This is a genomic window from Streptomyces rubradiris (genome assembly GCF_016860525.1).
GTDB lineage: Bacteria > Actinomycetota > Actinomycetes > Streptomycetales > Streptomycetaceae > Streptomyces > Streptomyces rubradiris.
Window position 1 is genome coordinate 1,000,983 of the sequence record NZ_BNEA01000015.1, and the last position, 14,452, is coordinate 1,015,434.

The window sequence follows — 14,452 nt, forward strand, 5'->3', positions numbered from 1 at the left end:
GGAAGCGTGACCGACACCAGCAGCACCCGGCCCGCCGAGGGCGGGGCGCGAGCACCGCGGCGGAGCCTGCCGCACCGCCTGCTGCGCCACCTCCCCCTGATCGCCCCCGTGCTGCTGTGGGCCGTGCCCTGCTGGGTGCTCCTGTACGCCGGCCAGCACTGGCCGCTGCCCGGCACACTGGCCGGCACCGTCCTGTTCGCCGCCGGCCTCGTCGGTATGCCGCTCGCGATGGCGCGCGGACACGGGCGGCGCCGGCAGGACCGGGCCGCGATCGTCGGTGACACCCTGCTGGGCGCCAGTTGGGTGCTGTTCACCTGGTCCGTTCTGCTCGGCGTCCTGTTGCGGCCCGCCCTGACCGTGGCCGGCGTCGAGGACGGTCAGGGCCGGGCCCGGATCGTCACGTGGGCCGTCCTCGGCGTGACCGCCGCGCTGCTCGCCTGGGGGTACGCCGAGGCCCGCCGCGTGCCGCGCGTGCGCCGGGTCGACGTGGAACTCCCGCGCCTGGGCGCCGGGCTGGACGGGCTGCGGGTCGTCCTCGTCACCGACACCCACTACGGCCCGCTCGACCGCGCCCGCTGGTCGGCGCGGGTGTGCGAGAGGGTGAACACCCTGGAGGCCGACCTGGTGTGCCACACCGGCGACATCGCGGACGGCACGGCCGCACAGCGCCGCGCCCAGGCCGCCCCGCTCGGTACCGTGCGGGCCACCCGTGCCCGGGTCTATGTCACCGGCAACCACGAGTACTACAGCGAGGCGCAGGGCTGGGTCGACCTGATGGACGAGCTGGGCTGGGAGCCGCTGCGCAACCGCCACCTGCTGCTCGAACGCGGCGGCGACACCCTCGTGGTCGCCGGCGTGGACGACGTCACCGCCGAGTCCTCCGGTCTGGCGGGCCACCGCGCCCACCTCGCCGGAGCCCTGGACGGCGCCGATCCCGGGCTGCCCGTCCTCCTCCTGGCGCACCAGCCCAAGTTCGTCGACCGGGCGGCAGCCGCCGGCATCGACCTCCAGCTCTCCGGCCACACCCACGGCGGCCAGATCTGGCCCTTCCACCATCTGGTCCGCCTCGACCAGCCCGCCCTCGCCGGCCTCTCCCGCCATGGCACCCGCACCCTCCTGTACACCAGCCGCGGCACCGGCTTCTGGGGCCCGCCGTTCCGGGTCTTCGCCCCCAGCGAGATCACCCTGCTCGTGCTCCGCTCCCCGCACCCGTCGACCTCGTCGTAACACGGGTGTCACGCCACGGAAATACGAAACTTTCGAGCGAAATTCGGAATCTTTTCCTGCGGGGAGTATTGACGGTGCACCGTCATGGCTCGATCATCCCTGTCTGAGAAAGCGACCGCAGTTCGATATTTCGAGCCACATCGGCCCTACGCGATCCATGCCGTACGGCAGATCCACGCACACCCGCGCGACGCCGGGATCGTCCCGTCCCGGGACGCGCCCCCCGCGCCTCAGTCCTTCCGTGACGTCCATCTTGGAGGCACAGTCATGGGCTCGTACGCCCTTCCCAGATCCGCTGTCCGCCGCAGGCTCCGCGGCCCGCTCATGGCGCTGCTCGTCGGCGCCCTCGGTACGGCCGGCGCACTGGCCGCGCCGGCCGCGCACGCCGCCGAGAGCACGCTCGGCGCCGCGGCGGCGCAGAGCGGCCGCTACTTCGGCACCGCCATCGCCTCGGGCAAACTGGGCGACTCGGCGTACACCTCGATCGCGAACCGTGAGTTCAACATGGTCACGGCCGAGAACGAGATGAAGATAGACGCCACCGAACCGCAGCGCGGCCAGTTCAACTTCTCCGCCGGCGACCGCGTCTACAACTGGGCCGTGCAGAACGGCAAGCGAGTGCGCGGCCACACCCTGGCCTGGCACTCGCAGCAGCCCGGCTGGATGCAGAGCCTCAGCGGCAGCACCCTGCGCCAGGCGATGATCGACCACATCAACGGCGTGATGGCCCACTACAAGGGCAAGATCGCCCAGTGGGACGTCGTCAACGAGGCCTTCTCCGACGACGGTTCGGGCGGCCGACGCGACTCCAACCTCCAGCGCACCGGCAACGACTGGATCGAGGTCGCCTTCCGCACCGCGCGCGCCGCCGACCCCGCCGCCAAGCTCTGCTACAACGACTACAACATCGAGAACTGGACCTGGGCCAAGACCCAGGGCGTGTACAACATGGTCCGGGACTTCAAGCAGCGCGGCGTCCCGATCGACTGTGTCGGCTTCCAGGCGCACTTCAACAGCGGCAGCCCCTACAACAGCAACTTCCGCACCACCCTGCAGAGTTTCGCCGCCCTCGGCGTCGACGTGGCCGTCACCGAGCTCGACATCCAGGGCGCCTCGTCCACGACCTACGCCAACGTGACCAACGACTGCCTGGCCGTCTCGCGCTGCCTCGGCATCACCGTCTGGGGCGTGCGCGACAGCGACTCCTGGCGGTCGAGTGACACGCCGCTGCTGTTCAACAACGACGGCAGCAAGAAGCCCGCCTACACCGCCGTCCTCAACGCCCTCAACGGCGGCTCCACCACGCCGCCCCCCACGGGCGGCGGGCAGATCAAGGGGGTGGCGTCCGGCCGCTGCCTGGACGTACCCAACGCAGCCACCACCGACGGCACCCAGGTCCAGCTGTGGGACTGCAACAGCGCGACCAACCAGCAGTGGACGTACACCGACGCCGGCGAGCTCAGGGTCTACGGCAACAAGTGCCTGGACGCCGCCGGGACCGGCAACGGCACCAAGGTCCAGATCTACGGCTGCTGGGGCGGCGACAACCAGAAGTGGCGCCTGAACTCCGACGGAGCCATCGTCGGCGTCCAGTCCGGCCTCTGCCTCGACGCCGTCGGAGCCGGCACCGGCAACGGCACCCAGATCCAGCTCTACACCTGCTCGGGCGGCGGCAACCAGCGCTGGACGCGCACCTGAGGAAACCCTCCGCCGACGGCGGGCGGCCGGACGCACGCCGCCACCGCCTGCTCGGGCTGCCGTGACTCGCCCGCACCCCGGAGTGGAGCCAGGCCGGATGCTCCTGGCTCCACTCCGGAACCGGCCCTGCTACAGGCCGACGTCCCGGCCGCGGATGTCCGCCATGGACTCGCGGCGGACCAGGAGGCGGGCGTGGCCGTCGCGTACGGCGGCCACGGGCGGGCGGCCGACCAGGTTGTAGCCGGAGGCCATGGACAGGTGGTACGCGCCCGCCACGGGCACGGCGAGCAGGTCGCCGGGGCGGACGTCGGCGGGCAGTTCGGCGTCGGCGGCCAGGATGTCGCCCGCTTCGCAGTGCCGGCCCGCCACGGTGACGCGGGCCCGTTCCGCGGTGCTGTGCCGGCCGGCCAGGCGGGGGGCGTAGCGGACGCCGTACAGGGCCGGGCGGGGGTTGTCGCTCATGCCGCCGTCCACGGCCACGAAGACGTTCCCGCCCGAGCGCTTCACGGACAGCACGCGGTACACAGCGACACCGGCGGGGCCCGCGATCGCCCGCCCCGGCTCGATGACCAGCCGGGGGACGGGGAGTCCGGCGGCGGCGCAGGAGCCGGCGAGTTCCCTGCGCACCTTGCGGGCCAGTGACGTCAGGTCCAGGGCGTCCTCGCCGGGGCGGTAGGCGATGCCGTGCCCGCCACCGAGGTCGAGTTCGGGCAGGACCAGCCCGTGCTGTTCGCGCAGGCGGGCCATCAGGCCGACCATGCGGCGCACGGCCGCGAGATACGGCTTGACACTGGTGATCTGTGAGCCCAGGTGGCAGTGCAGCCCGGTGAGTTCGAGCTGCGGCCGGCCCAGGATGCGGGCGATGGCGTGCTGGGCGTGGCCGTCGGTGAGGGAGAGCCCGAACTTCTGGTCGTCCGTGCCGGTGCGGATCTTCTCGTGGCCGCCCGCGCCGATGCCGGGCACGACGCGCACCATGACCTTCTGGTGGCCGCCGGGGCCCACGGCGGCGGCCAGCCGGGCGATCTCCGAGGGGCTGTCGATGACGACGCGGCCCACGCCCAGGCGGAGTGCCGTCTCCAGGTCCCGCGGGGACTTGGCGTTGCCGTGCAGCACCATCCGCTCCGGCGGGAAGCCGGCGGTGACCGCGAGCTCCAGCTCGCCGGCCGAGCAGACGTCCAGGCCGAGGCCCTCCTCGTCCATCCAGCGGGCCATGGCCCGGCACAGGAACGCCTTGGCCGCGTAGAGGACTTCGGCGTCCGGGAAGGCGTTCCGGTAGGTGCGGCAGCGGTCGCGCACCTCGGCCTCGTCGAGGACGTAGACGGGGGTGCCGAAGCGGTCGGCCAGCTCCGTGAGCGGTACTCCGCCCACGGCCAGGTCGCCGGGGCGGGACTCGGTGGCCGAAGCGGGCCACACCGACAGCTCGGCGAGGGCCGCGGGGACGGCGGATTCGTGAACGGTGGTCATCGCCTGCTCTCCTTCCAGCCGGTTCACCGGGCCGTGGCGGCCAGGGCCGCCGCCGGGACGGCCGGGACGGCCGGCGCCGGCGCGCAGGCCGTGAAAGGCGGGTCGATCGTGACGGTGGTGACGCCGAGCGGTGCGGTCAGTGTGCGCAGTGCGGGCTCGGCGAGACGGATCCACGCCTGACCGGTGCCGAGGGCCGCGACGAGCCCGCGCTCGGAGGTGAAGCCGACGGCCGAGCGGTCGCCGAGCTGGGTACGGAAGAGGCGGACCACAGACCCGGAGGGGCCCGGCCGGACCGGGACGTACAGGGGTCCGGCCGGGAACCGATCGGAGGGCTCGGGGTCTTCGCCGTATGGGAGTTCTTCCACGGGACACCTACCAGGAGAGTGCTGGGGTGCCCCGGTCGCCGGACGGCGGACCGGGGCTCGCCATCGACGCTAAGCCCGTCCGCGCCCGGTCACCGGCCCCTCCTGACGGAACGCTGACGATGGCCGGGACGACCTTGACGGGGTGCTGACGTGCCGGGTGGGCACCAGCGCTCGGGGGGCCGGCCGGGGCGCACTCACCGGCCGGCTGCCGAAGGGATGCCTCCCCCTCAGGAGACCTTCTCACTGACCTCCGTACGCCGGTCGTACTCGGCGCGGGCCACCGCGATCTCCTCCTGATGCTCCTCGGTCCAGGTCACCAGCGCCTGGATGGTGTCGTGCAACGTCACGCCCAGCGGCGTCAGTTCGTAGTCCACCCGGGGCGGCACCACCGGGTGGACGGTGCGGCGCACCAGCCCGTCCCGCTCCAGTTGACGCAGGGTCACCGTCAGCATCCGCTGGCTGATGCCCTCGATGCTGTGGCGCAGCTGGTTGAAGCGCAGGCTGCGGTTCTCCAGGAGTGCGATGACCAGGAGCGACCACTTGTCGGCGACGCGGTCCAGGATCTGGCGGACCTCGCACCCCTCGCGGACGTCCCACTGAAGGACGTTGTAGTCCTCGGTACCCGCGCAGTGCCTCGGTGACTTCGAAGTGCCTTCTTCCATGGGGCCTCAGCCTGTCGGATGATTCCGGCAGTTACAACAGGGAACCGACAGGCTCTCGCGTAACCGGGGTGCGCACCCGTGGAATCGAGCCCTTTTCCTCGATTCCCCTCGTCCATGTCCGGACTCCGCGGATTTCCCGCGCGTCCGTCCGTCAGGCAACCTCGGCATTCTCAAGGAGACTTCAGTGTCCACAGTGCAATCCCCGTCGGGCGGCGACACCGGTCGCATGAGCGGGCGCGCCCGGGGCGTGCTGTTCGTGCTGTGCGGCGCGATCTTCCTGGAGGGCATCGACGTGGCCATGCTCAATGTGGCCCTCCCGTCGATCCGTGACGACCTCGGGATGTCCACCGGCACGCTGCAATGGGTGGTGAGCGCCTACGTCCTCGGCTACGGCGGGTTCATGCTGCTCGGCGGCCGGGCGGCGGACCTCTTCGGCCGGCGCCGGATGTTCGTGTTCTGGCTGGCGGTGTTCCTGCTGTTCTCAGGCCTGGGCGGGCTGGCGACCGAGGGCTGGATGCTGCTCGTCGCCCGGTTCGTGACCGGTGTCGCCGCGGCCTTCATGGCCCCGGCCGGCCTGTCGATCATCACCACCGGCTTCGCCGAGGGCCCCCAGCGCACCAAGGCCCTGCTGGTCTACTCCGGCACCGCCGCCGGCGGCTTCTCCATCGGCCTGGTCGTCGGCGGTCTGCTCACCGCGGTGAGCTGGCGGTGGGTGTTCTTCGCCCCGGTGATCCTCTCGGCGGTCATCCTGCTCGCCGCCGTCGCCCTCCTCCCCGCCTCGCCCCGCCCCGACCGGCGGGGCCGGCCCGTCGACCTGGCCGGCGCCGTCACCGTGACCGGCGCGATCCTGCTGCTGGTGTTCGCCGTCGAACGCGCCACGCACGTCGACGCTGTCCGGACGACCGGCACGGTCGCGGTCAGTCTCGCGCTGTTCCTCGCCTTCGCCGTCGTCGAGCGCAAGTCGTCGGCGCCGCTGGTGCGGCTCGGCCTGCTCCGGCGCGGCGGACTGGTCCGCGCCAACCTCGCCGCGCTGCTCTTCTCCGGCGGGTTCTTCGGCTTCCAGTTCATCGTCACGCTCTACCTGCAGGAACTGCGCGGCTGGTCGGCCCTCCAGACCAGCTTCGCGATGATCGTGATCGGCGTCGACACGGTGCTGTCGCCGACGCTCACGCCCAAGCTGGTCGACAGGTTCGGCAACGCCCGGGTCATCTTCGGCGGACTGGTGCTGGCCTGCCTGGCGTACGCCCTGATGCTGCCGCTGGAGGCGGACTGGAGCTACGCGCTGATGTTCCCGAGCCTGCTCGTACTGGGCCTGGCCTTCTCCCTCGCGTACGGGCCGCTCACCATCGCCGGCACCGAGGGCGTCGAGGAGGAGGAGCAGGGCGTCGCCGGCGGACTGCTGTACACCAGCTTCCAGTTCGGCGCCGCGATCGGCCTGTCCGCGGCCGCCGCCGTCGACATCGCGGCCACCGACGGCTCCTCGCCCGGTGAACTCCTCGACGGCTACCAGGCGGCCCTGGTCGTGCCGCTCGTCGCCGCGCTCGGTGCCGCGCTGATCAGCGCCTTCGGCCTGCGCAAGCGCGCGGACGACGTGACCGGCGCACCCACGCCCGCGTCGGCCGAGGTCTAGCCACCGCCCGTACCGCCCCGGCCGGCTCCCAGCGACCGGACACCCGGTTCCCGCGCCGCGCCGCCCCGGCCGAACACCCGTCGGGCCGGGGCGGCGCCTTGGTGGAGCCGGCCTACGGCGCCGCCGCCCGCCGCAGGACGCGCAGCGCCTCCCGCGCCTCGTCCCGGTAGCGGCCGGCGACGAACGACCGCTGGTGTTCGAAGTGCTCGACGACGATCGCCTCCGCCTCCGGCGCGCCGCCGCGGGCCAGCGCGAGCAGGGCCGGGCCGTGGGGGTGCCGCATCATCGGGTCGGCGAGCAGCCGCAGCAGGTGGGGGAGGGCCTCGGCGGCGGGGCGCCCGGCCAGGGCGCGTTCGGCCGCGGCCTGGACGGACCGCTGGTACGGCGGGTGCGCCAGCCGCGCCAGGGCCGTGGTGCACTCCGGCCCGGGGCAGGCCGCGAGCGCCGTGACCAGGGCGCGGAGGGTGTCGCTCGGCCAGTGGTCACGGACGGCCAGGCCGGGAAGGGCGCAGAGGGCGGCGGCGGCCGGCGGGCCGCTGCGCGCCAGGGAGTCGACTGCCGCCCGTACGGTCTCCGGTTCCGGGTCGGACGCCAGGTGCGTGAGGGCGGTGATCGCTGGTGCCGTGGGGAAGCTCCCGAGGGATGGGGCGGCCGGCAGCCGGAGCGACTCGGAGTCCGAGCGGGCCGCGTCCAGCAGCGCCGGAAGGGCCTCGTGGGCGCCGATCCGTCCCAGCGCCGTGACCGCGCGCGCCCGCAGGGCGGTCGCCTCCTCCTCGTCCCCGGCCAGTGCCACCAGCGCCGGGACGGCCGGACGGTGGCCGAGCAGGCCCAGCGCGTCGGCGGCGGCGCGGCGCAGGTCGGGCGGCTCGTCGGCGGCGAGGGCCGCGAGCAGTGCGGGGGCTGCGCCCTCGTGCCGCAGCAGGCCGAGCGCGATCGCCGCGCCTCGCCGGGACACCGGCGTGCCCACGTCCCGGCGCCCGCCGCCCGGCCCGTCGTCGCCCGCGCCGAGCAGCCGCAGCAGTTCCGCTGCGGGCGGCTCCGGCAGCCGGGCCAGCGTCGCCGCGGCGGCCTCGACGGTCCGCCGCTCGGGCAGCGCACGCTCCAGCAGCGCCGCCCCCACCACCCGCCCGGCCCGGGAGTCGACCGCTCCGAACGCTCCGAGCGCCCGCACGGCGGCCCTGCGCAGCTCGGCCGGCAGTGCCGGGTCCAGCAGCGGCAGAAGTCCCTCCGCCTCTTCGGCGAAGCGCGGCTCACCGGAGCAGCGCGAGGCGAACAGCTCCGGCCGCTCGGTCATCACCTCGCAGATGACGACGCACGCGGCCTCGTACGGGTAAGCCTCCTGCGGATGCGGACGCGGAAGGTGCTCCCGGCGCTTGCGGAGCAAGTGGCCCCGCGGGTCCCGCAGGAGCCACCGCGTCCGCGCCCGCCCCTGCTCGCTCCGGGCCAGCAGCCGTCCGGCCAGGCGCGCCGTCTCGCGGTCGGGGCCGCGCAACAGCCCCACCAGCGGTTCGATCCGGGAAGCGGCCAGCCATGGCTCCTGTCCCGGCAGTTCGAGCAGCGCCCGCAGCGCCGCCCGGCGGACCGGGTGCGGCGTCTCCGCGGTGCGGACGATGTGCGACAGCGCGGGCCCGGCGCGGGGGTTCCCTCATGGGCTTACCGGCGGTAACTTACTCCGCAGTAAGTAAGGATCTGATCCAACCGGACGCTCCCGCATAAGGAGATCAACGGTGAAAAGCCTGGTCAGAAAGCTGACGGCAAGAGCCTTACCCCTGGCGCTGGCCGCCGCCGGTATCGCCGCGCTGCCCGCGACGGCCGGCGCGGCCGCTGTCGCCGCACCCGCCCACGGCACCCTGCTGACGTCCGCCCCGGCGGCCGTGAAGCTGGGCACCGGGGCGCCCGCCGTGAACGCCTGGCACATCTCGTACGCGTCGACCGACTCACGAGGCGGCGCGAACACCGTCACCGGAACGGTTCTCGTGCCCGCCACCGCATGGTCCGGCGGCTCGGCACGGCCCCTGGTGGCGTACGCGCCCGGGACCCACGGGCTGGCGTCGAGGTGCGCGCCGTCCGCGCAGCTCGCGGCCGGAACGGACTACGAGACGGCGAACATCGTGGCGCTGCTGAAGAAGAACTGGGCCGTGGTCGTCACCGACTACGCCGGATACGGGGCCGGGCAGACACCGACGTACCTGGCGGGCCGGTCCCAGGGGCAGGCGGTGCTGGACTCGGCGCTCGCCGCGTTCCAGGTGCCGGGAAGCGGGCTGAGCGGCAGCGCGATGACGGCGGTCTGGGGCTACTCGCAGGGCGGGCAGTCGGCCGGATGGGCCGGTCAGCTCGAACCGTCGTACGCCTCGTCGCTGAACCTGGCCGGTGTGGTCGCGGGCGGTGTGCCGGGCGACTTCAAGGCGTCGGCGCGCTACCTCAACGGCAGCACCGGAGCGTCCTTCCTGCTGCAAGGGGTCGTGGGGCTCGCGGCCGAGTACCCGGACAAGATCCCCTTCGACGAGCTGGTCAACGACGCGGGACGGGCGGCCGTCGCGGACGCGAAGGACAAGTGCGTCTTCGAGACGCTCTTCGACTACATCAACGACGACATCAAGCAGTACACGGCGGACGGCCGCACGCTGGACGAGCTGATGGCCATCGGGTCCGTGGGCGAGGTGCTGGGCGAGCAGGACCTGGGCGGTGCGAAGATCCAGGCACCGGTGTACCAGTACCACGGGCAGGCGGACGAGATCCTGCCGCTCGACCAGGCCATCAGCCTGAAGAAGCGCTACTGCTCGCGGGGCACGGCGGTGAAGTTCGACGTATACCCGAGCGAGCACATCGCCACCCAGTTCCAGGCCGCGCCGAACGTCACCAAGTGGCTCACCGACCGGTTCGACGGCAAGCCGCAGCTCGTCGGCGACTGCCTGAACATCCTTCCGCCGCCCCGCTCCACGGCCAACCCCGGCGGCGGCGACTTCGTCGTCTCGCTGGACAAGTGGCTGCTCAAGGGCGGCCTCCAGCTCAAGACGCTGGGCGAGACGGTGCTCATGCCGGAGGGGTCCACCTTCACGGCGGACACCGACCTGACGGCCCGGCGGCTCGACGGCTCCCTCGCCGTGCCGACGTTCCTGGAACACCTGCGGGTGATCGGGCTGCCGGTGCAGGCGCGCATCGGGCTGAAGTCGGAGGGGACGAGCGGCACCGTCTCGCTGGACGACGCGGGGCGGCTGGCCATCCACGGCAAGGCGCTCGCCACCGTGGAGATCGTGTCCGCCGGTGAGCTGGGAGTCCACATCCCGCTGGGCTGCCGGACCGCCGAACCCGTCGAGTTCGCGCTGGACTTCGAGGGACCGGTCGCCGCGCTCGGCAGCGGCGGGCTGACGTTCTCCGGAACGACCGCCTTCCCCTCCCTGACCGACTGCGGACTGTTCGGGCCGGCGCTCAGCCTGGCCTTCTCCGGCCCCGGCAACGGCTACACCTTCACGGTCGTGCCCCCGGCACCCAAGTCGTACTGAGCCACTCCCGCCGAGGCCGGCCGGGCGGATCACGGTGTTCCCCACGCGCACCGTACGGTGGCCGGGCACGACCCCGTCGCCCGGTCACCGGCCGGCCGGCCGAGCCGCGTCTCCTGGGACAGGACGCGCACCCGGCCTCCGGGCAGGTCCTCCACCGGCCAGGCGTGCGGCACGTCCGGCCGCTCCAAGGCCCGCTGCCCGCCCGGCCCCGCCCTCACAGCCGCGCCCCCCTCCGCTCGCCCCGCAGGAGCCACGCCAGGTACGCGCCGCCGGCCACGCCGGTCAGGACGCCGACCGGGAGCAGGGCCGAGCCGGTCAGGCGTTGTGTGGCGAGGTCGGCCGCGGTGAGCAGGAGGGCGCCCGTCCAGGCGGCGGGCAGGACGTTGGGGCCGGCCGCGCGGGTCATCCGGCGTGCGAGCTGGGGCGCGGCCATCGCCACGAACGGGACCGGCCCGGCCGCCGCGACGGCCAGCGCCGTCAGTCCCGTACCGGCGCTCAGCAGGATCAGGCGGCTGCGCTCGGGCGGCACGCCCAGCGCGGCGGCGGTGTCGTCGCCCATCTCCAGCATGGTCAGGCGCCGCGCGTACCCCAGGACGACCGGCCCGAGCACCGCCACGCCGAGCGCGGCGACGGTGACGTCGCTCCAGTCCCGGGCGTTGAGCGAACCGATCGTCCAGCTCGCCGCCTGCGCCGCCTTGCCGATGTCGGCGCGCAGGTACAGGAAGTTGGTGACCGCGCCCAGCACCGCGGAGGCGCCGATGCCGACGAGCACCAGCCGGTAGCCGTGCACCCCCCGCTTCCAGGCCAGCAGGTAGACCGCCGCGGCCGTGGCACAGCCGCCGGACACGGCGCCGACGGCCGTCTGCGTCGTGCCCGCGTCCAGCACGATGATGGCGACGAGCGCGCCGGCCGAGGCGCCGTTGCCGAAGCCGATGACGTCGGGGCTGCCGAGCGGGTTGCGGGTGAGCGACTGGAACACCGCGCCCGCCATGCCCATCCCGAACCCGACGAGCGCGGCGACCAGGGCGCGCGGCAGCCGGAGGTCGAGGACCACGAAGCCGGCGCCCGGCGGCCCGTCGCCGAACAGGGTCCGCACCACCTCGGCCGGGGACAGCGCGTACGTCCCGGTGCCGAGGGCGAGGACCATCGCGAGGGCGGCCAGCGCGGCCAGCAGCACGCAGACCAGGACCGCCCGGGGGTCGTACCGCAGCGACCAGCGCCCCGTGCGCAACAGCCCGCGCCGCAGGTCGACGTGGACGGCCGGGCGCTTCTCCTCCCGCACCGGAGTCACAGCTGGGCCACCTTCCGCTGCCGCACCAGATGGATGAAGAGGAGTCCGCCGAGGAACGCGGTGACGGTGCCGACCTCGATCTCCGACGGCGGGACGACGATCCGCCCGACGACGTCCGAGACGAGCAGCAGCACCGGGGCGAACACCGCGCAGTACGGCATGAGCCAGCGCGGGTCGGGGCCGCAGAAGGCGCGGGCGGCATGCGGGATCATCAGGCCGATGAAGGCGATCGGGCCGCACACGGCGGTCGCGCCGCCGCACAGCAGGGTGATGGCGACGACGGACAGCACCCGTACCCGCCGCACCCGCGTGCCGAGCGCCAGCGCGTGGTCCTCGCCGAGCGCGATCGCGCCGAGCGGCCGGGCCAGCGCGAAGGCGAGCAGCGCGCCGGCCACCAGCAGCGGTGCCACGGTGAGCAGGAGGGACACGTCGCGCTTCGCGAGAGTGCCGACCGACCAGTACCGCATCTCGTCGAGGGTGCTCAGGTGCCACAGCGAGAGGCCGTTGACGTAGCCGAACAGGGCCGCGTTGACGGCGGTTCCGGCGAGCGCGAGCCGGACCGGGGTGGCCCATCGGCCGCCGCCGAGGGCGTGCACCGCGGTGGCGGCGACGGCCGCGCCGGCCAGGGCGAACCACAGGTACCCGGTGAACGAGGTGATGTCCAGGACGCCGATCGCGGTGACCACGGCCGCGGAGGCGCCCGCGTTGACGCCGAGCAGACCGGGGTCGGCGAGCGGGTTGCGGGTCAGGGTCTGCATGATCGCGCCGCCCAGGCCCAGGGCCGCGCCGACCGCGACGCCGATCAGCGTGCGCGGCAGTCTCAACTCCCGCACGATCGCGTCGTTCTCGGTGCCCGACGGGGTGAACAGGCCGGACCAGACCTGGTCGAGGGGGATTCCCTTGGTGCCCACGGCCAGTGACAGGGCGGCCGCCGCCGCCAGCAGCACGACTCCGAGGAGCAGACCGGCCGGGCGCAGCGCGGCCCGGGTGCGCGCGGTCCGGGAGCCGGGTGCCGCGTCCGGGGCGGTGTCCGGCGGCGGGGCGGACGCGGTGGCGGCGCTCATGAGGCCGCCGCCGCGCGGGCTCGGCACCGGGCCCGGTACCGCGGCCGGCGCCGGGGAACGGACACCGTTTTCGGCCGATGGTGTGCACACATTCCAATGGACATGTGCTTAGCTTAGGCTAACCTAACCGGTGTTGTTGACGATCACGTCGACAACCGGTCACCCCTGCGCGCCTCAACCGCGGTTCACGGAGAACACCGATGACCAGCCTGTCCAGTTCCGCCCCGAATGACACAGCGTCGGACGTCCGTCCGGTGCGGGTCACCGGCCCGCGCGTCGCCCGCCTCCTGGCGGAGACGGCCGGGGCGGACGCGGCCCGCCGCACCGCGACGGCCACCGAGTTCTGGCGCGAGGCGGAACGTTCGGGCACGCCGCTGGTCGAAGAGATCGACGGCGATCCGGGGCACCGCGCGGTCACCTTCCTGTGGCGGGGTCACCGCGCCACCCGGCAGGTGCTGTTCAGCGGCAACCGCATCACCGACCGCGCCCGGCTCGCCGATTCGCTCCTGGAGCGGGTCCCGGGGACCGACGTCTGGCATCTGGGGCTGCGGCTGCGCGCCGACCACCGGGGCTCGTACCGGCTGGCCGCCGACATCTCGCTGCGCGAGCCGCCGGCCGACCCGGACGCCCTCCAGCAGCGGTTGCGCTCGCTCGCCGCGCACGCGGCGCCGGATCCGCTGAACCCCCGCAGGATCGCGGCGCGTTGGCAGTCCGCCGACAGTTCCGTCTTCGCGCTGCCGGACGCCCCGGCCCAGCCGTGGTCCGGCCGCCGGGGCACCGTGCCGGCCGGGCGCGTCGAACGCCACCGGGTGACGGCCGCGGCCCCGGTCGGTGACCGGGACGCCTGGGTCTACCTGCCGCCGGAAACCGGACGCGGGGACGGAACACCGCTGCCGGTGGCCGTGGTGTGCGACGGCGACATGTGGTTCGGGCGGCTGGGTCTCGCCGACACGCTCGACGCGATGATCGCCGACGGGGCGCTGCCGCCGCTGGCCGTCGTCGCCCCGGACGCCGTGGACCGGGCCGCCCGCCGGCGCGACCTCGGCGCCCGGGAGCCGTTCGTCGCCTTCCTGGCCGACGACCTGCTGCCCTGGGCGGCGGGCCGCTGGCCGATCACCACCGACCCGCGCCGGACGGTGGTCGCCGGGCAGAGCCTCGGCGGCATGACCGCCCTGTACGCCGGATACCTGCGGCCCGACCGGTTCGGCAACGTCCTGGCCCAGTCGCCCTCCCTGTGGTGGCGGCCGGGGCTGCCGTCCCCGTCCGGCCCCAAACCCCCCGTGTACGGCGACCCCTGGCTCGTCGCCCGCTTCAAGGCCGAGCCGCCGCGCCCCCTGACCGTCCATCTGGACGTGGGGCTGCACGAGGGCGCCATGGCCGACCACGCCCGCGTCCTGTACGACACCCTGCGCGCGGGCGGCCACCGGGTCACCTTCGACGCCTTCAACGGCGGCCACGACTACGCCTGCTGGCACGGCGCGCTGGCCGACGGCCTGGCCCGGCTGCTGGCCGGCTGAGCCCCCGGCCGGGACTCAGAGAACCATTTCC

11 protein-coding genes are annotated in these 14,452 nt (G+C 73.8%); 5 read left to right on the forward strand and 6 right to left on the reverse strand.

The window, feature by feature from the left end:
• Positions 1-6 precede the first annotated feature (6 nt).
• Together Srubr_RS17710 and Srubr_RS17715 are read left to right on the forward strand one after the other, a co-directional pair.
• Positions 7-1,227: a metallophosphoesterase gene (locus tag Srubr_RS17710; protein ID WP_189989619.1), complete on the forward strand. Its 1,221-nt coding sequence runs from the start codon at positions 7-9 to the stop codon at positions 1,225-1,227.
• A gap of 267 nt (positions 1,228-1,494) precedes the next feature.
• Entirely contained in the window at positions 1,495-2,925 is a 1,431-nt protein-coding gene (locus Srubr_RS17715) for an endo-1,4-beta-xylanase (RefSeq protein WP_189989621.1), read from the forward strand.
• A gap of 129 nt (positions 2,926-3,054) precedes the next feature.
• On the opposite strand, the gene lysA is transcribed toward Srubr_RS17715, so the two are convergent.
• From lysA to Srubr_RS17730, 3 genes are all read right to left on the reverse strand, one after another.
• Positions 3,055-4,389, reverse strand: coding sequence for a diaminopimelate decarboxylase (lysA, locus tag Srubr_RS17720; protein WP_189989623.1), 1,335 nt, complete (start codon positions 4,387-4,389; stop codon positions 3,055-3,057).
• A 23-nt stretch (positions 4,390-4,412) separates the two neighbouring features.
• Positions 4,413-4,754 (reverse strand): SAV_915 family protein, encoded by a 342-nt coding sequence (locus Srubr_RS17725; protein WP_189989625.1) that lies wholly within the window; start codon positions 4,752-4,754, stop codon positions 4,413-4,415.
• Positions 4,755-4,981: 227 nt separating this feature from the next.
• A complete protein-coding gene (locus Srubr_RS17730) occupies positions 4,982-5,416 on the reverse strand; it encodes a winged helix-turn-helix transcriptional regulator (RefSeq protein ID WP_189989626.1) in 435 nt (144 codons plus the stop codon).
• Positions 5,417-5,642: 226 nt separating this feature from the next.
• On the opposite strand from Srubr_RS17730, the gene Srubr_RS17735 reads away from it, so the two are divergent.
• Entirely contained in the window at positions 5,643-7,046 is a 1,404-nt protein-coding gene (locus tag Srubr_RS17735) for an MFS transporter (RefSeq protein WP_189989843.1), read from the forward strand.
• Positions 7,047-7,158: 112 nt separating this feature from the next.
• On the opposite strand, the gene Srubr_RS17740 is transcribed toward Srubr_RS17735, so the two are convergent.
• Entirely contained in the window at positions 7,159-8,547 is a 1,389-nt protein-coding gene (locus tag Srubr_RS17740) for a HEAT repeat domain-containing protein (RefSeq protein ID WP_189989627.1), read from the reverse strand.
• A gap of 226 nt (positions 8,548-8,773) precedes the next feature.
• Between Srubr_RS17740 and Srubr_RS17745 the strand changes: the two genes are divergently transcribed.
• On the forward strand, positions 8,774-10,549 hold the full coding sequence (locus tag Srubr_RS17745; RefSeq protein WP_189989628.1) for a lipase family protein: 1,776 nt from the start codon (positions 8,774-8,776) through the stop codon (positions 10,547-10,549).
• A 214-nt stretch (positions 10,550-10,763) separates the two neighbouring features.
• Here Srubr_RS17745 and Srubr_RS17750 read toward each other — a convergent pair whose 3' ends face one another.
• Both Srubr_RS17750 and Srubr_RS17755 read right to left on the reverse strand, forming a co-directional pair.
• Entirely contained in the window at positions 10,764-11,840 is a 1,077-nt protein-coding gene (locus Srubr_RS17750) for a FecCD family ABC transporter permease (protein WP_229926405.1), read from the reverse strand.
• Entirely contained in the window at positions 11,837-12,904 is a 1,068-nt protein-coding gene (locus Srubr_RS17755; RefSeq protein ID WP_189989629.1) for a FecCD family ABC transporter permease, read from the reverse strand. The genes Srubr_RS17750 and Srubr_RS17755 overlap by 4 nt, the downstream gene beginning before the upstream one ends.
• Before the next feature lie 200 nt (positions 12,905-13,104).
• Between Srubr_RS17755 and fes the strand changes: the two genes are divergently transcribed.
• The gene (gene fes, locus Srubr_RS17760) at positions 13,105-14,421 is read left to right on the forward strand and encodes an enterochelin esterase (protein WP_189989630.1); all 1,317 of its coding nucleotides are present in this window, start codon (positions 13,105-13,107) and stop codon (positions 14,419-14,421) included.
• Positions 14,422-14,452: the final 31 nt, after the last annotated feature.

Excerpts from the sequence above, each read along its gene's own strand:
- Srubr_RS17735 (WP_189989843.1), top strand. The coding sequence starts at position 5,643 with ATGAGCGGGCGCGCCCGGGGCGTGCTGTTCGTGCTGTGCGGCGCGATC.
- Srubr_RS17715 (WP_189989621.1), top strand. The coding sequence starts at position 1,495 with ATGGGCTCGTACGCCCTTCCCAGATCCGCTGTCCGCCGCAGGCTCCGC.
- fes (WP_189989630.1), top strand. The coding sequence starts at position 13,105 with ATGACCAGCCTGTCCAGTTCCGCCCCGAATGACACAGCGTCGGACGTC.
- Srubr_RS17755 (WP_189989629.1), bottom strand. The coding sequence starts at position 12,904 with ATGAGCGCCGCCACCGCGTCCGCCCCGCCGCCGGACACCGCCCCGGAC.
- lysA (WP_189989623.1), bottom strand. The coding sequence starts at position 4,389 with ATGACCACCGTTCACGAATCCGCCGTCCCCGCGGCCCTCGCCGAGCTG.
- Srubr_RS17730 (WP_189989626.1), bottom strand. The coding sequence starts at position 5,416 with ATGGAAGAAGGCACTTCGAAGTCACCGAGGCACTGCGCGGGTACCGAG.